The organism is Streptomyces sp. NPDC001219 (assembly GCF_053597915.1).
Genome location: NZ_JBSFJF010000082.1, coordinates 1 through 17881, shown reverse-complemented (window position 1 = coordinate 17881; position 17881 = coordinate 1). Strand labels below are relative to the sequence as shown.

The 17881-nt window shown below is 73.0% G+C and carries 8 protein-coding genes; 7 read left to right on the top strand and 1 reads right to left on the bottom strand.

What is annotated here, in order from left to right:
• Positions 1-38: 38 nt before the first annotated feature.
• From ACWC9R_RS32655 to ACWC9R_RS32625, 7 genes are all read left to right on the top strand, one after another.
• Entirely contained in the window at positions 39-10979 is a 10941-nt protein-coding gene (locus tag ACWC9R_RS32655) for a type I polyketide synthase (protein ID WP_450736984.1), read from the top strand.
• Between the two features lie 148 nt (positions 10980-11127).
• Positions 11128-11331: a ferredoxin gene (locus ACWC9R_RS32650; protein ID WP_450736983.1), complete on the top strand. Its 204-nt coding sequence runs from the start codon at positions 11128-11130 to the stop codon at positions 11329-11331.
• A gap of 318 nt (positions 11332-11649) precedes the next feature.
• Positions 11650-12897, top strand: coding sequence for an activator-dependent family glycosyltransferase (locus ACWC9R_RS32645; RefSeq protein ID WP_450736981.1), 1248 nt, complete (start codon positions 11650-11652; stop codon positions 12895-12897).
• 66 nt (positions 12898-12963) lie between these two features.
• On the top strand, positions 12964-14031 hold the full coding sequence (locus ACWC9R_RS32640) for a glucose-1-phosphate thymidylyltransferase (RefSeq protein ID WP_450736979.1): 1068 nt from the start codon (positions 12964-12966) through the stop codon (positions 14029-14031).
• A 105-nt stretch (positions 14032-14136) separates the two neighbouring features.
• The gene (gene rfbB / locus ACWC9R_RS32635) at positions 14137-15138 is read left to right on the top strand and encodes a dTDP-glucose 4,6-dehydratase (RefSeq protein ID WP_450736978.1); all 1002 of its coding nucleotides are present in this window, start codon (positions 14137-14139) and stop codon (positions 15136-15138) included.
• Positions 15132-16253 carry an NAD-dependent epimerase/dehydratase family protein gene (locus ACWC9R_RS32630; RefSeq protein WP_450736976.1) on the top strand — a complete coding sequence of 374 codons (1122 nt, stop codon included), beginning with the start codon at positions 15132-15134 and terminating at the stop codon, positions 16251-16253. Before rfbB ends, ACWC9R_RS32630 begins: the two co-directional genes overlap by 7 nt.
• A 10-nt stretch (positions 16254-16263) precedes the next feature.
• Positions 16264-17490: a macrolide family glycosyltransferase gene (locus ACWC9R_RS32625; protein WP_450736974.1), complete on the top strand. Its 1227-nt coding sequence runs from the start codon at positions 16264-16266 to the stop codon at positions 17488-17490.
• A gap of 83 nt (positions 17491-17573) precedes the next feature.
• Here ACWC9R_RS32625 and ACWC9R_RS32620 read toward each other — a convergent pair whose 3' ends face one another.
• Entirely contained in the window at positions 17574-17792 is a 219-nt protein-coding gene (locus ACWC9R_RS32620; RefSeq protein WP_450736987.1) for a DegT/DnrJ/EryC1/StrS family aminotransferase, read from the bottom strand.
• Positions 17793-17881 lie beyond the last annotated feature (89 nt).

Sequence of the window (17881 nt, the reverse complement as noted above, 5' to 3'; positions counted from 1 at the left end):
CCGCACGAACCCCGGAACCGCCACGTGGATGAGGGCGCATGAACGAACAGAAGCTCCTCGAGTACCTCAAGAAGGTCACCAGCGACCTCCACCAGACCCGCCGGCGCCTCCAGGACGTCGAGGCCGGACGTCAGGAACCGGTGGCGATCGTGGCGATGAGCTGCCGTTTCCCGGGTGGGGTGGGGTCGCCGGAGGAGTTCTGGCGGCTCGTCGCGGGCGGCGTGGACGCGATCGGTGAGTGGCCGGCGGACCGCGGCTGGGACGTGGCGGCGCTCTACGACCCGGAGCCGGGGGTGCCCGGCCGCAGCTACACGCGCGCCGGTGGCTTCCTGGACGATGTCAGCGGCTTCGACGCGGGCTTCTTCGGTATCTCGCCACGCGAGGCACTCGCCATGGACCCCCAGCAGCGGCTGCTGCTGGAGACGTCGTGGGAGGCCTTCGAACGGGCCGGGATCGACCCGGTGTCGCTGCGCGGCAGCCGTACCGGAGTTTTCGCCGGCACCAACGGGCAGGACTACACCCCGCTGCTGCTCGGTGCCCCGGAAGGGCTGGAAGGCCATATCGGCACCGGCAACGCCGCCAGCGTGGTGTCCGGCCGGGTCTCCTACGCGCTGGGTCTGGAGGGGCCCGCGGTCACCGTCGACACCGCCTGCTCGGCCTCGCTCGTCGCCCTCCACCTGGCGGCGCAGGCGCTCCGCGCGGGGGAGTGCGACCTCGCGCTGGCCGGCGGCGTCACCGTGATGTCCACGCCCGGCCTGTTCCTGGAGTTCAGCCGGCAGCGCGGACTGGCCGCCGACGGACGGTGCAAGGCGTTCGCGGACGCGGCCGACGGCACCGCCTGGGGCGAGGGAGCCGGAATGCTTCTGGTCGAGCGGCTCTCCGACGCCCGGCGGCACGGACACCCCGTACTGGCCGTGCTGCGCGGCTCCGCCGTCAACCAGGACGGCGCCTCGAACGGCCTGACCGCCCCCAACGGCCCTTCCCAGCAACGCGTCATCTGGCAGGCACTGTCCGGCGCCGGCCTGGCCACGGCGGACATCGACATGGTGGAGGCGCACGGCACCGGCACGACCCTCGGCGACCCCATCGAGGCCCAGGCGCTCCTGGCGACGTACGGGCAGGACAGGGACGCGGAGCAGCCGCTGTGGCTCGGCTCCGTGAAGTCGAACATCGGGCACACCCAGGCAGCCGCCGGAGCGGCCGGCGTCATCAAGGCCGTGCTCGCCCTCCACGAAGGGCTGATGCCCAGGACCCTGCACCTCGACCGGCCCTCCTCGCACGTCGACTGGTCGGCGGGGAGCGTCTCACTGCTCGCCGATGCCACACCATGGCCCGACCACGGGCGGCCCCGCCGGGCCGCGGTCTCCTCCTTCGGCGTCAGCGGCACCAACGCCCATGTCATTCTCGAACAGGCCCCGGCCCAGGACCCCGCCCCCGGGACGGGAGGCAGTGCCCCCGAGGCGGACGCCGCCTCCAGGCCGCTCGTCTTCCCCGTCTCCGCGCGGACCGCGGACTCGCTGCGCACGCTCAGCGCCCGGCTGCGCGAGCGGCTGTCCGGGCAGCCGGCGCCGCCGCTGCGCGACCTCGCCTGGTCGTTGGCTACCACGCGCACGGAGTTCGAGCACCGGGCCGCCGTGATCGCCGACGGCCACGAGGAGCTGCTGCGCGGCCTGGACCTCCTCGCCCGCGACGCCCCGGCCCCCGGGGTGGTGCGCGGCACGAGCGGCGCGGACGGCCGTACCGCCTTCGTCTTCCCCGGCCAGGGCTCCCAGTGGGCGGGGATGGCCACCGAACTCCTCGACACCGACGCGGAGTTCCGGGCCTGCTTCGCCGAGTGCGCCGAGGCCGTGGAACGGTACGTCGGCTGGTCCCTCGACGAGGTGCTGCGCGGCGCTGAGGGGGCGCCGTCCCTGGACCGCGTGGATGTCGTCCAGCCCGCCCTGTTCGCCGTGATGGTCGCGCTCGCGGGCCTCTGGCGCGCCCGGGGGGTGGAGCCCGACGCCGTCGTGGGGCACAGCCAGGGCGAGATCGCCGCGGCCTGTGTCGCCGGGGCGCTGAGTCTGGACGACGCCGCCCGGGTCGTCGTCCTGCGCAGCCGGGCACTGACCGCGCTCGCCGGACACGGCGGCATGATGTCCGTCCTGCTGCCGCTGCCCGAGGTGGAGGAACGCCTCGCCCCCTGGGGCGACGCCCTCTCCGTCGCCGCCGTCAACGGCCCCCGCTCCGTCGTCGTCTCCGGCGAAGCGGACGCCCTCGACGAGCTGTTCGCCGCGCTGGAGGCCGACGGCGCCCAGGTCCGCCGGATACCCGTCGACTACGCGTCCCACTCCGCGCAGGTCGAGGAGATCCGCGAGCAACTGCTCGCCGACCTGGCACCGGTCCGCCCGCGCGGCGGCGCCACCCCGTTCTTCTCCACGGTGACCGGCGACTGGATCGACACCGGCCGGCTCGACGCCGAGTACTGGTACCGCAACCTGCGCCGCACCGTCCGCTTCGAGCACGCCGTCCGTTCCCTGGCCGAACAGGACTACCGCGCCTACGTCGAGATCTCACCGCACCCCGTGGTGACGACCGCCGTACGGGAGACGCTCGACGCGCTCGACCTCGCGGACGCCGCCGTCGTCGGCACCCTGCGCAGGGGCGAGGGCGGCCGCCGGCGCTTTCTCACCTCACTCGCCGAGCTCTCCGTCGTCGGCGGGCCCGTCACCTGGCGCACCGTCCTCGACCCCACCGGGGAGGGCGGCGGCGCCCGGCGGATCGCCCTGCCGACCTATCCCTTCCAGCGCACCCGCTACTGGCCCCGGCCACCCGCCCCCGAACTGCCCGGCGGCTCCGGCGAAGCGACCGACTCCGGCTTCTGGGAGGCCGTCGCGAGCGGCGACGCCGACACGCTCGGTGCGGCGCTGGACGTGGACCCGGCCACCCTCGACGGGCTGCTGCCCGCGCTGTCCGACTACCGCCGGCGCCACCGCGAGGCGGCACAGGCCGACGCCTGGCGCTACCGCATCACCTGGAAGCCCGTCCCCGCCGGCGCCGCGCCCGCCACCCTCCACGGCACCTGGCTGGTACTCACCACCGGCGGCGACGATGACCTGGCCGGCGCCCTGACCGAGGCGGTCGCGGCGGCCGGAGCGCACCCCGTCATCGTGCCGGTGGACCCGGAAGGGGACCGGGCCGCACTCGCCGGAACGATCGAGGCGGCGCTGCGCGGCACGGCGTCCCCGGACACACCACTGCCCCCGGTCACAGGCATCGTCTCCCTGCTGGCCCTGGACGAGGACGACCACCCCGCCCACCCCGGCCTGCCCCGGGGCTTCGCCGCCACCGTCGCCCTCGTCCAGGCACTCGACGACCTCGGCGTCGAGGCCCCACTGTGGTTCACCACCCGGGGCGCCGTGGCCACCGACCCACTGCGGGGCGTCACCGCACCGCGCCAGTCCCTGGTGTGGGGCTTCGGCCGCGTGGTCGCCCTGGAGACGCCGGAACGCTGGGGCGGACTCCTCGATCTGCCCGAGGCCCTGGACCCGGCAGCGGCCGGCGCCGTGGTCCGGGCGCTCGCCGGAATCGGCGACGAGGACCAGCTCGCGATCCGGCCGCACGGTGTCCTCGCCCGGCGGCTGGTCCGCGCCGCCACCGGCGAGCTGGACGCCACTCGGCGATGGACCCCGCGGGGCACCGTCCTGGTCACCGGCGGAACCGGTGCCCTGGGGCGGCAGGTGGCCCGCTGGCTCGCCCGCGACGGCGCGCCGCATCTGCTGCTCGTCAGCCGCAGTGGTGCCGACAGCCCGGGAGCCGCCGAACTCGCCGCCGAACTCGCGGAGTTCGGCACCCAGGCCGAGTTCGCCGCCTGCGACATCGCCGACCGGGACGCGCTCGCCGCCCTCCTCGACGCGATCCCCGCCGACCGGCCGCTCACCGCCGTCCTGCACGCTGCCGCCGTACTCGACGACGGGACCATCAACTCCCTGACCCCCGCCCAACTGGCCGGCGCGCTCCGGGTGAAGGCCGGCGGCGCACGCAACCTCGACGTACTGACCCGACGGCATGACCTGTCGGCCTTCGTGCTGTTCTCCTCCACCGCCGGCACCATCGGAGCACCGGGCCACGCCAACTACGCCCCCGGCAACGCCTACCTCGACGCACTCGCCCAGCAGCGCAGGGCCGCCGGGCACCGGGCCACCTCCCTCGCCTGGGGGCCCTGGGCGGAAGGCGGAATGGCCGAGGGCGCCGTGGGCGAGCGACTGCGCCGGCACGGCGTACGCCCCATGGACCCGTCGTCGGCCGTCGCCGCGCTGCAACGCGCCCTCGACCACGACGACACCGCACTGGCCGTCACCGACATCGACTGGGACACCTTCGCGCGTGCCTTCACCACGGCCCGCCCCCGGCCCCTGATCGCCGACCTTCCCGACGCTCAGCGGGCACTCGCCACCGCCGGACCGGTGACGACGGAGGAGACGGCCGAAGGCCCCGCACTCACCCGCCAGCTCGCCGCCCTCGACGCGGCGGAGCAGCGCAAGGCCCTGTCGGAACTCGTCCGCGCCCATGTCGCCGCCGTCCTCAACCACACCGACCCCGACGAGGTCGCCCCCCAACGCGCCTTCCGCGAGCTGGGCTTCGACTCCCTCATGGCGGTCGAACTCCGCAACGCCCTCAGCACGGCCATCGGCAAGCGGCTCCCGGCCACGCTCATCTTCGACCACCCGACCCCGGCGGCGCTGGCCGCCAGGTTGCGCACCGAGCTGGACCTCGACGAGACACCGGCTCCGGCCGCGCCGACGCCCGCCGGACCGGCGGACCACGAGGACGACCCCATCGCCATCGTGGCGATGAGCTGCCGTTTCCCCGGTGGCGTGGGTTCGCCAGAGGAGTTCTGGCGGCTCGTCGCGGGCGGCGTGGACGCGATCGGTGAGTGGCCGGCCGACCGTGGCTGGGACGCGGATGCGCTGTACGACCCGGAGCCGGGTGTACCCGGCCGCAGCTCCACATGCGCCGGCGGATTCCTGGACGATGTCAGCGGCTTCGACGCGGCCTTCTTCGGGATCTCGCCACGCGAGGCGGTGGCGATGGACCCCCAGCAGCGGCTGCTGCTGGAGACGTCATGGGAGGCCTTCGAACGGGCCGGGATCGACCCCGTCTCGCTGCGCGGCAGCCGTACCGGCGTCTTCGCCGGCACCAACTACCAGGACTACAGCTCCCGTTCCCTCGCCCCGGCACCGGACGCCGAGGCACACCTCGGCACCGGCAACTCGGCAAGCGTGATGTCCGGCCGGCTCTCCTACACCTTCGGCCTGGAAGGGCCCGCGGTCACCGTCGACACCGCCTGCTCGGCCTCGCTCGTCGCCCTCCACCTGGCGGCGCGGGCACTCCGGTCGGGGGAGTGCGACCTCGCACTGGCCGGCGGCGTCACCATCATGTCCACCCCAGGGCTCTTCGTGGACTTCAGCCGCCAGCAGGGCCTGGCCGCCGACGGCCGCTGCAAGGCGTTCGCCGACCGGACCGACGGCACCGGCTTCTCCGAGGGCGTCGGCATCGTGCTCGTCGAGCGGCTCTCCGACGCGCAGCGGAACGGGCACCCGGTGCTGGCGCTGCTCCGCGGCTCCGCGGTCAACCAGGACGGCGCCTCGAACGGGCTCACCGCCCCCAACGGCCCCTCGCAGCAGCGGGTCATCCGCGCGGCCCTGGCCGACGCCGGCCTGTCCGTGACGGAGGTCGACGCCGTCGAGGCCCACGGCACCGGCACGGCACTCGGCGACCCCATCGAGGCCCAGGCACTGCTGGCGACATACGGGCAGGAACGGGCGGCCGACCGCCCGCTCTGGCTGGGTTCGGTCAAGTCCAACATCGGGCACACCCAGGCCGCCGCCGGTGTGGCGGGCCTGATCAAGATGGTGCTGGCACTCCAGCACGGCGTCCTTCCGCCCACCTTGCACATCGACCGGCCGTCGACCCACGTGGACTGGTCGGAGGGGAACGTACAGCTGCTCACGGACACCGTGGAGTGGCCCGGGACCGACCGGCCGCGACGGGCGGGCGTGTCCTCCTTCGGCATCAGCGGCACCAACGTGCACGCCATCCTGGAACAGGCGCCCTCCGCCACCACCCCGCCTCCGGGCAGCACACCGTCCGTACCCGTCCCCTGGGTCCTCAGCGGCACCACCCGCGACGCGCTCCGGGCACAGGCCCGCAGGCTGCTCGCGCATGTCGAGGACCGGCCCGAACTCGGCCTGCCGGACGTGGCGCTGTCCCTGGCCACGACCCGCACCGCCTTCGAGCACCGCGCCGCGCTCATGGGCACCGGCCGTGACGAACTGCTGAGCGGTCTGCGTGCCCTCGCGACCGGCGAGACCTCCGCGCATGTCCTCACCGGAGTGGCGCGGGGCGAGGGCGGAACGGCCATGCTGTTCACCGGCCAGGGCGCCCAACATGCCGGAATGGGCCGGGAGTTGTACGAGGGCTTCCCGGTGTTCGCGGAGGCGTTCGATGCGGTGTGTGCGCACTTCGATGGTGAGTTGGTGTCGCCGTTGCGGGGTGTGGTGTTCGGTTCGGGTGAGGGCCCGGATGTGGAGCGGCTGAATCAGACCGGCTTCACTCAGCCGGCGTTGTTCGCCGTGGAGGTGGCGCTGTTCCGGCTCTTCGAGTCCTTCGGCGTTCGTCCCGATTACCTCATGGGTCATTCCATCGGTGAGTTGGTGGCCGCTCATGTGGCGGGTGTCTTGTCTCTGGAGGATGCCTGTCGTCTGGTGGCTGCCCGTGGCCGGTTGATGCAGGCTCTCCCGGCCGGCGGGGCCATGGTTTCCCTCCAGGTCGCTGAGGATGAGGTGCTTCCGCTGCTGGAGGGCCTGGAGCAGCAGGTGAGCGTCGCCGCGGTGAACGGTCCGAACTCGATCGTCATAGCTGGTGAGGAGTCCGTGGTCGCGGACGTCGCCGGTCGTTTCGAGTCGGAGGGTCGGAAGGTGAAGCGGCTCCAGGTCAGCCATGCTTTCCATTCCCCGTTGATGGAGCCGATGCTCGACGACTTCCGTTCCGTCGCCGAAAGTGTCACGTACGAGGAACCGCGCATCCCGGTAGTCTCGAACGTCACAGGCGAACTCGCCAAGCCACAGCAGTTGACCTCCCCCGACTACTGGGTGCGTCATGTCCGTGAAGCCGTCCGTTTCGCCGACGGCATCCGGTGGCTGGAGCAGCACAGGGTCACCCGGTTCCTGGAGATCGGCCCGGACGGCACCCTGACCGCCATGGCGCAGGCGTGCCTCGACGGTGACCGGGCGCTGATTCCCACGCTGCGCAAGGACCGGCCCGAGACCCACGGGGTCATGGCCGCGGTCGGTGTGCTCCACACCTCGGGCGCCGGCCTCGACTGGCCCGCGCTGCTGCCCGGTGCCCGCCGCGTCGATCTGCCGACCTACGCCTTCCAGCGGCGGCGCTACTGGTGGGAGGCCGTGGCCGGGGCCGGGGACCTCGAAGCCGTGGGGCTGAGTGCGGCCGAGCATCCGCTGCTCGGGGCGGCGGTCACCGTGGCCGGTTCGGAATCCGTGGTCTTCACGGGGCGGCTGTCCCTGGCCACCCATGCGTGGCTCGCCGATCACGCGGTGCTGGGCCGGGTGATCCTGCCGGCCACGGCCTACCTCGACCTGGCCGTCAGCGCCGGTGACCGCACCGGATGCGACCATCTCGCCGAACTGACCCTGGAGACGCCGCTCGTGCTGCCGCGGCAGGGCGCCGTCCAGCTTCAGGTGGAGGTGAGCGCGCCCGACGACGCCGGGTGCCGCTCGTTCACCGTGCACTCCCGGCCCGTGGAAGACGGCGACACCGCGCCGTGGGCCCGGCACGCACAAGGCACCCTGGCCACCGCACCGCCGAACGAGCCGGAGAATCTGAGGAGTTGGCCGCCCGAGGGCGCCGAGCCCGTCGGGGCGGGGGAGTGGTACGACGCCTTCGCTGAAGTCGGGTTCACCTACGGGCCCGCGTTCCAGGGGCTCGGGCCCGTGTGGCGGCGCGGCGACGAGTTGTTCGCCGAGGCCGCGCTGCCCGAGCCGCACCGGGCCGACGCCACGCGGTTCACGCTGCACCCCGCGCTGCTCGACGCCGCCGTGCAGACCCTGCTCGTCGGCGGCCGGGACGGCGGCGGCACGGGCGACGGCGGGGCGATGCTGCCGTTCGCCTGGAGTGGGGTGACCTTCCATGCCGAGGGGGCCGACGTGCTGCGGGTGCGTCTGCGGCCCGCCGAGGGCCGGGCCGATGCCTTCTCGGTGCTGGTCACGGACTCCTCCGGGCGGCCCGTCGCCGTCGCCGAGGCGCTGACCCTGCGCACGGTGACCCCTGACCAGCTGCCGGCCTCCCCGCAGGCCGGTCCGGAGGTGCCGCTGCGCCTCGACTGGCAGGCCGCCGCCCTGTCCCCGCGTTCCGGGGCCGCGCGGTGGGTCGTGCTCGGCGGTCCGGCGGGTGCCGCTTCCGGCGGACCGGCGGATGCCGGGATCGCCGAGGCGTTGGATGGTGCGGGCGTGCACGCGGAGTCATACGCTGATCTCGAAGCCCTGTCGGCCGCCGTGGCCACGGGGATGACGATGCCCGACACCGTGCTGCTGGAGTGCGTACCGCAAGCCGGTGCGGACAGCCCGGACGTCCGGGGACTGCTCCTCAGCACCCTCGCGGTCTGCCGTGACTGGCTCGCCGAGGAGCGGTTCGCCGGCTCCCGGCTGGTGATCGTCACCCGGGGCGCCGTCGCCGCCGGGCCCGGAGAGGACGTCAGCGATCTCGCCGGGGCGGCGCTGTGGGGGCTGGTGCGCTCCGCGCAGCTGGAACACCCCGGACGGCTGTGGCTGCTCGACCTCGACGACCGTGAGGCGTCCCGCGGCGTGCTCGCGGACGCGGTGGGCGCCGCGCACCCGCAGACGGTGCTGCGCGCGGGCGAGTTGCGGCTGCCGCAGCTCACCCGCGTCGGTCCTCCCGAGGCCCTTGAGGCCCCGTTCGACCCGGAGGGCACGGTGCTGGTCACCGGTGCCACCGGCACGCTGGGGAAGCTCGTGACGCGTCATCTCGTCACCCGTCACGGTGTACGGCACCTCCTGCTGGCCAGCCGCCGCGGGTCCGCGGCCGAGGGAGCGGCGAAGTGGTGCGCCGAGCTGGCGGAGGAGGGGGCGACCGCCTCTCTGGTGGCCTGCGATGTCGCCGAGCGCGCGGAGGTGGAGCGGCTGCTCGACGCGGTCCCGGCGGAGCACCCGCTGACCGCCGTCGTGCACCTCGCCGGGGTCGTCGACGACGGTGTGCTGACCGCGCTCGGCGAAGAACGGATCGACCGGACCCTGCGGCCGAAGGCCGGTGCCGCCTGGCTGCTGCACGAGCTGACGAAGGACCGGAAGCTGACGGCGTTCGTGCTCTTCTCCTCAGCGGCCGGCACCTTCGGTTCGGCGGGGCAGGCCAACTACGCGGCCGCCAACGCCTTCCTGGACGGTCTGGCCGCGCACCGGGCGGCCCAGGGCCTGCCGGCCACCTCGCTGGCATGGGGACTGTGGGCCGAGGACAGCGGCATGACGGCCGGGCTCGCCGACACCGACCGGCGGCGGATGGCCCGTGGCGGGATGCGGCCGCTCTCCGCCCACGACGGGCTCGCGCTGTTCGACGCCGCCCTGGCGACCGGCGAGAACGCCCTGGTCACCGTGGGCCTCGGCACGGGGGGACGGGCGGCGCTGCCGGGCGGCGCGGCTCCCGGCCGGGCCCGGCGTCCGGTCGCCGCGTCCGGAGCGGACAAGGACGATCTGCTCGCACGGCTGGCGGACGCCGGCCCCGGCGGGCGGGACGCGCTCCTGCTCGACCTGGTACGGCGTCAGATCGCGGCGGTCCTCGGTCACGGGGCGCCCGAGGAGGTCGAACCGGACCGTGGCTTCGCCGAGTTGGGCTTCGACTCGCTGACCGCCGTGGAACTGCGCAACCAGCTCGGCACCGTCACCGGCCTGCGGCTCCCGCCCACGCTCGTCTTCGACTTCGCCACCCCCGAGGAGCTGGCCGCCCGGCTGGGAGAGGAGCTCACCGCGGGCGCCCTCCCGCCGCCCGGCTCCCCAGGACCCGACGACCGCCCTTCCGCGACGGTGCGGGAGCAGGACACCATCGGGGCCCTCTTCCGGGAGGCCAGCGCGTCGGGACGGGTGACGGAGGGGTTCGAGCTGCTGCAGGCGGCCGCCCGCCTTCGGCCGACGTTCGACGCACCCGAGGAGTTCGGGAGCACCTTCGCTCCCGTGCGGCTCGCCCGTGGCGGCGCCTCCCCGGACGCCGCCGAGCCGACGCTGATGTGCTTCAGCTCGTATGTCGCCCTCGCCGGTGTGCACCAGTACGCCCGGTTCGCCGCCGTCCACCGCAACGCGCGCGACGTATGGGCGCTGCCGACCCCGGGCTTCGGCCCGGGAGAGCGGCTGCCCGCCTCCCTCGACGCGGTCGTACGGCTGCAGGCCGAGGCGGTGCTGCGGTGCGCGGACGGCGGCCCGGTGGTGCTGCTCGGCTCGTCGTCCGGCGGCATCCTGGCCCTCGCCGTGGCGCACCATCTGCAGAAGGCGGGGACACCGCCCGCCGGTGTCGCGCTGCTGGACACCTACCTGCCGCGCGAGGACTCGCCCTTCACCCGGTTCGCCGGGGAGATGATCGGCGGGATGTTCGACCGCGAGTCGCTGTTCGCGCACATGGACGCAGACCGGCTCACCGCGATGAGCTGGTACGTCCACATCGTCGGCGGATGGTCGCCGGACCCGCTCTCCTGCCCCGTGCTGCTCGTGCGCTCCAGCGAGCCGCCGGTCACCGGCGAGCAGACGGGACCGCTCGCACCGCAGGAGTGGCAGGCGTCCTGGGACGGCGCGGACACCGTGACCGACGTGCCCGGCAACCACTTCACGATGATGGAGGACCACGCGGGCTCCACCGCGAAGACCGTAGCGGCCTGGATGGCGGCCCTGCCGGGTCCGCGGCCGACGGTCCGCACACCACGCTGAGCGGCGGGTACGCGGGAGCCGCCCGGACCGTGCAGACGGAGGCGCGGCCCATTGTCTGGGCGATTCACCAGACCCTGCCGGCGACCGTCGGCGGTGCGCCGCACAGCCGACACCATGGTCGAAAGCTCATGAAACGAGAGGAGACACCATGAAGATCACGGTTGATCAGGACCGGTGTGTCGGTGCCGGAATGTGCGCGATGACCGCGGGCGAGGTCTTCGCGCAGCACGAGGACGACGGCCTCGTCGTGCTGCGGATGACCGAGCCGCCCGAGCAGCTGGCGGACCATGTGGAGGAGGCGGAGCAGCTCTGCCCCTCCCGCGCCATCACGGTGGACTCCGCCGCCCCCTGACCGCTCCGGTGACGCCCGCCGCACCGTTCGGGCCATGGCCACCGGTGACAGCTGACCGGCGTCGACGGCCTCGCGCCACGGCCCCGATCTGCCATGAGGCGCGCCACCTTCCTGACGCCTGAAGAACAGGTACGGGGAACCGGCTCGGGACCCGGCGCCATTGTCTGGAGGAATCCCCAGACCCTGGCGGCGCGGTACCGCAGGGCACTGCCGGAGACCACAGGATGAGACCGACACCATCCGCGCTCCGGCCGTGAACACGTGCCTCGCGGCCGTGTCGAGGCCACCCGACTACACGCGACCGAGAGGGGACTTCCCATGCGCGTGCTGTTCGCCGCACTGTCCGAGAGGTCGCATCTGTATCCCATGGTGCCGCTGGCCTGGGCGATGACCGCGGCGGGGCACGAGGTGCGCATGGTCAACTCCCCGTCCCTCACCGGGCTCGTCACCGGCACAGGGCTGGTCTCGGCTCCCGTGGGCCGCGACCACGGACTGCACCAGGCCATGAAACTGGCCCCCGAGACACAGGACCAGGACTTCGCCAACTGGAGCCGGCTGGGACCGGGCGAGGTGGACTGGCCCACCCTCCGCGACCGTTACGAGTCCAGCGTCCGCTACGGCTTCGCGCCGTACAACGATCCGGTGATGGACGACATGGCGGCACTGGCACAGAGCTGGCAGCCGGACCTGGTCGTCCGCGACCCGCTCTGCTACGCCGGAGCCATCGCCGCCCGCGCCTGCGACGCCGTCCATGTCCGACTGCTGTGGTGCGCCGATGTCTACGGCAGGGCCCGTCAGACCTACCTCGGTCTGCTGGGCCAGGTCCCGCCCGAAGAGCGGGTGGACCCGCTCGCCGACTGGCTCGACGAGCGTGGCGCGCCCTTCGGCGTCTCCTGCGACGAAGAGCTGATCCACGGCCGGTACACCCTCGACACCACACCGCCGAGCCTGCGGCCGCCCACCACACTGCCGTCCCTGTCCATGCGCTATGTGCCGTACAACGGGGACGCGGTGTGGTGGCCGTGGCTGCGCGAGGCACCCGAGCGGCCGCGCGTCTGTCTGACCCTCGGGACGAGCAACACCGAGGCCTACGGCGGTGACTACGTCTCCGTCTCCGACATCCTCGGAGCGCTGGCTCCGCTCGACATCGAGGTGGTCGCCGCTCTCCTTCCGCAGCAGCGGGAGGCGCTCGCCGACCTCCCCGCCAACGTGCGCGCCGTGGACGACGTGGCGCTGCACACCCTGCTGCCCAGCTGCTCGGCCGTGATCCACCACGGCGGATGGGGGACCTACGCCACCGCCCTGATCAACGCCGTACCGCAACTCACCCTCTGCACCTCCGTCGCCGACCTGGAGTGGCGGGGCCGGTCCCTGGAGCGCGCCGGCGCGGGGATCACCGTCCACCACAGCGAGGTCACCGCCGACCTGGTGCTCCGTCACACCCGGCAGATCCTCGACGATCCGGGCTTCGCCACCGCCGCGCAGCGCCTGCGCGACGAGGCGGCGACGATGCCCAGCCCGCGCGACATGGTCGCCACGCTGGAGCAACTGGTCGCGGAGCGCTGACCGGGCCGCGTCGGCCGGCGACCGACAGGCCCTCCCCCTGACACCACTCGCCCCTGGATGGAAACCGTGAAGGCTCTTGTGCTCTCGGGAGGCGCTGGTACGCGCCTGCGGCCCATAACCCACACCTCCGCCAAACAACTCGTCCCGGTCGCCAACAAGCCGATCCTCTTCTATGTGCTGGAGGCCATCGCCGAGACCGGCATCACCGAGGTCGGCATGATCGTCGGCGACACCGGACCGGAGATCCGCGAGGCGGTCGGCGACGGCGCACAGTTCGGCCTCCAGGTGACCTACCTTCCGCAGAGCGCCCCGCTCGGCCTCGCCCACGCCGTCCTCATCGCCCGCGACTTCCTGGGCGACGACGACTTCCTGATGTACCTGGGGGACAACTTCATCTCCGGCGGCATCACCGATCTCGTCGAGGGCTTCCGCAAGGAGCGCCCCGACGCCCAGCTCGTGCTCAGCCGGGTCCCCGACCCCACGGCCTTCGGCGTGGCCGAACTGGACGCCACGGGCCGGGTCACGGGCCTGGAGGAGAAGCCGCAGAACCCCAAGAGCGACCTGGCGCTGGTCGGCGTCTACCTCTTCACCCCCGCCGTGCACGAGGCGGTACGGGCCATCCGGCCGTCCGCGCGCGGCGAACTGGAGATCACCGACGCCGTGCAGTGGATGGTCGAGGCGGGCCAGGACATCCGCTCCGGTGAGCTGTCCGGCTACTGGCGGGACACCGGCAGCGTCGTCGACATGCTGGAGGTCAACCGCATGCTGCTGGAGAGCCAGGAACGCTGCATCGAGGGCTCGGTGGACGAGGCGAGCGAGATCCTCGGCCGGGTGCGCATCTGCCCCGGCGCGACGGTCCGCGCCTCACGGATCGTCGGACCCGCCGTGATCGGCTCCGGCACCGTCGTCACCGAGTCCTACATCGGCCCGTCCACCTCCATCGCGGAGGACTGCCGCATCCACGACAGCGAACTGGCCTCCTCGATCGTGCTGCGCGGTTCGTCGTTCGAGAGCGTGCGCCGGGTGGAGGCCTCGCTGGTCGGACGCAACGCCCATGTGGCGCTCGCACCACAGCGTCCGGTGGCCCACCGGCTGGTCATCGGCGACCACGCCAAGGTGCACATCCAGTCCTGACGCCGCTCACACGGCAGCCCGGCCCACTCAACCCGCACCGAACAACGGAAGGGGGAAGGCGCTCCCCACCGGCCTGGAACCCCGGGCCCTCGCGCCACAACCTCGATGAGCCCCACGAGAATCCTGGTGACCGGCGGCGCCGGCTTCATCGGGTCGCACTACGTCCGCACGCTCCTGGGACCGTTCGGTCCGGGCGACGTCCACCTCACCGTGCTCGACAGCCTCACCTACGCGGCCAGCACGGCCAACCTGGACGAGGTCCGGCACCTGGAAGGCTTCCGCTTCGTCGCCGGCGACATCTGCGACGAGCCACTCGTCGACGACCTGGTCGCCGCACACGACCAGGTCGTCCACTTCGCGGCCGAGTCGCATGTCGACCGTTCCATACTCAGCCCCGCGGCGTTCGTCCGCACCAACGTCCTGGGCACCCAGGTCCTGCTCGATGCCGCGCTCCGGCACGGGCTGAAGACCTTCCTCCATGTCTCGACCGACGAGGTCTACGGATCGATCGCCACGGGGTCCTCCTCGGAGACCCATCTGGTGATCCCCAACTCGCCGTACGCGGCCTCGAAGGCCTCCAGCGACCTGATCGCCCTCTCCTACCACCGCACCCACGGCCTCGATGTGCGGGTCACCCGCTGCTCCAACAACTACGGGCACCGCCAGTTCCCGGAGAAGGTCATCCCGCTGTTCGTCACCAACCTCCTGGACGGCAAGAAGGTCCCGCTGTACGGCGACGGCCTGCACGTCCGCGACTGGCTGCACATCGACGACCACGTCCAGGGCATCGAACTGGTCCGCACCGGCGGCCGCCCTGGCGAGGTCTACAACATCGGCGGAGGCACCGAACTGAGCAACCGGGAGCTGACCGATCTGCTGCTGGAGAGCTGCGGGGCGGGGCCGGAGATGATCGAGTACGTCGTCGACCGCAAGGGACACGACCGGCGCTACTCGGTGGACTGGAGCAAGATCCAGACCGAGCTGGGCTACAAGCCGGGCAAGGACTTCGCCGACGGTCTGGCCGAGGCGGTCGCCTGGTACCGCGACAACCGTGACTGGTGGGAGCCGCTCAAGGAGCGCGCCGAGCTGCTCGCGCAGACATGCTGAGGCAGGACGCCACGGTGAGCGGGGCGGAAGCCCGGGACGGCACCCGCCGCCGCGTGCTCGTGCTCGGCGCGACCGGAGCCTTCGGCCGCCATGTCTGTGCGGCGGTCACCGCCGCGGGCGAGGAAGTGCTGAGGGTGGCGCGCCGGCCGGGCCCCGCGACCGCGCCGGGGCGGTTCTTCCCGATGGACCTGACCGGCGCGGGGCCGGACGGCCTGGCCCGCCTCATCGACGCCGAGCGGCCCCACGCCGTGGTGAACGCCGCCGGCGCCGTATGGCTGTGTTCACCGGAGGCCATGCGGCAGGCCAACCACGCCCTGGTCGACACGGTGCTGGCGGCCATGGCGGCCGCGTCCTGGCGTCCCCGGCTGGTCCACGTGGGCTCGGTGCACGAGTACGCCCCGCAGCCGCCGGGCACCTCGTTGGACGAGCGGACACCGACCCGGCCGACCACGCTCTACGGACGGACGAAGCTCCAGGGGACCGAAGCGGTCCGCACGGCCTCCGCGGCCGGGCAGGTGGAGGCGGTCGTCCTGCGGGTGTCGAACGCGATCGGCGCCGGCACCTCACCGGGCAGCCTGCTGGGGCGGGTCGCGGCACAACTGCGCGCCGCGGCGGCGGACCACGAAGCGGAGGTACGGGTCAGCCCGCTGAGGGCGAGCCGGGACTTCGTCGACTCCCGCGACGCCGCGGACGCGGTGCTGGCGGCGGCATCCCTGCCGGTCGCCGGAGAGCTGATCAACATCGGCCGGGGCGAGGCGGTCCCGGTACGCACCATGGTGGAGAGGCTGATCACCGCTAGCGGACGGCGGGCACGCATCGTCGAGGAGGCGGAGCCCGGCGCCCGACCCGCCACCGAGCAGGACTGGATGCGGGTGGAGACCGGCCGGGCCAGACGACTGCTGCACTGGACGGTGCGCCACAGCATCGACAGCTCGGCGCGCGACCTGTGGGAGGCCACCGCCCCCGACGCCGAACCGTCGCCCCCGGACCACCCGGCAGCCACGGTGCCGGACACACCCCGACCGGAGACCGCGGACCACCGTCCCCGCGGTGACCGCACGAGAACCACGCGGACCCGCCCTCCGCGGACCCGCCCCGTACAGCAGCCCGAGTGAAGGTGTCGACGTGTCAGCATTCGCAGCCACCCCCCAGCGGCATGTCGCCGTGTTCCTGTTCGCCGACTTCGGGCACATCAGCCCGACGCTCGGCCTGACCCGTGAACTCATCCGCCGCGGGCACCGGGTGACGTACTTCGTCGACCACCAGTACAGCGAGGTGGTCGAGCGGACCGGCGCCCGGGTCGTGGGCTACAAGTCCCGGCGCGGCGCCTTCGTCAAGGTGCCCCAGGCCGGTGCGGACCGTATGGCGGCCGAAGGGTATGAACTGCTGGTCGAGTCGATGCAGACGGTCTATCCGCTCGCGCTCGCCACCCTGGCCGCCGACCCGCCGGACGCCGTCCTCTACGACTTCGAGTCGTTCCCGGCCGCGCGGATGACCGCGCACACCCTCGGCTGCGCCACCACCGTGCAACTGGGCATCAGCCACGCCTCGAACGAGGAGTTCTCCCTGCGGGTGCTGATGTTCGACCCCGACGACCCGTCGCTGCGCGAGGGCGCGGCGGCACTGATGCGGTTCGCCCGGGACAACGGCCTCCCCCCGGACGGGCTGGGCCGCTTCCTCCGGGAGTGGGACGAACACAACCTGGCCTTCCTGCCGCGGGAGTTCCAGATCAAGGGCACCACCTTCGACGAGCGCTTCCACTTCGTGGGGCCCACGGTCGCCGAGCCCGAGGGGGACGTGCCGTGGTCGCCGCCGGCCGACGGCAGGCGGCTGGCGCTGGTCTCGCTGGGCACCGAGTCCAACCGGCAGCAGGACTTCTTCCGTACGTGTGTGAACGCCTTCGACGGAGCCGACTGGCAGGTGGTGATGACGCTCGGCCGGGACGCGGACCTCGCCGCCCTCGGCGACCTCCCGCCGCATGTGGAGGCCCACCGGTGGCTGCCGCACCCGGCGGTACTGCCGCACGCCGACGTCCTGGTCTGCCATGGGGGCATGAGCTGCCTCATGGAGGCGCTGCACTTCGGCACACCGGCGATCGTGGTGCCCCAGGCCTTCGAACACACCCTGACCGCACGGCGCGTGGACGAGCTGGGCCTGGGCCGGATGATCGACCGCGACCGGCTGACCGCGGACACCCTCCGCGCCGCCGTGGGCGACATCGTGGCCGACCCGGAGATCCCGGAGCACATGGCGTGGATGCGCGCGAGCGTCCGCGGTGCCGGCGGCGCGCCCCGGGCCGCCGGCCTGCTGGAGCAGTGGGCCGGCCGGCCCGCCTCGACCCCGGCGGCCTGACCCCGGCCGGTCACCCCGCACGTCGGCCAGGCGGACGGCGCCCGACGCACTCCGTGTGCGCGGGCACCGTCCGCCTGGCCGTGTCAGGTGCGGGACATCACGAACTCCGTGACGCTGCGGATGCTGTGGTCGATCATCTCGTCGGTCAGCCCGGGGAACACCCCGATCCAGAAGGTGCGCTCGGTGACGATGTCGCTGTTGGCCAGCGACCCGCTCACCCGGAACTCCCGCTCCTGGTAGGCCGGGTGACGGGTGAGGTTGCCGGCGAAGAAGCGGCGGGTGGCCACCCGCCGGGACTCCAGGTGGTCGATAAGTTAGGCGGTAGAGAATGGCGCGCCGTACCGGACGGTGATAAAAAAAACCAAACAGATAGGAAAAGCCTCGTGGAGGG

Coding starts and splice junctions, on each gene's coding strand:
- ACWC9R_RS32655 (WP_450736984.1), top strand. CDS start 39: ATGAACGAACAGAAGCTCCTCGAGTACCTCAAGAAGGTCACCAGCGAC.
- ACWC9R_RS32650 (WP_450736983.1), top strand. CDS start 11,128: ATGAAGATCACGGTTGATCAGGACCGGTGTGTCGGTGCCGGAATGTGC.
- ACWC9R_RS32645 (WP_450736981.1), top strand. CDS start 11,650: ATGCGCGTGCTGTTCGCCGCACTGTCCGAGAGGTCGCATCTGTATCCC.
- rfbB (WP_450736978.1), top strand. CDS start 14,137: ATGAGCCCCACGAGAATCCTGGTGACCGGCGGCGCCGGCTTCATCGGG.
- ACWC9R_RS32630 (WP_450736976.1), top strand. CDS start 15,132: ATGCTGAGGCAGGACGCCACGGTGAGCGGGGCGGAAGCCCGGGACGGC.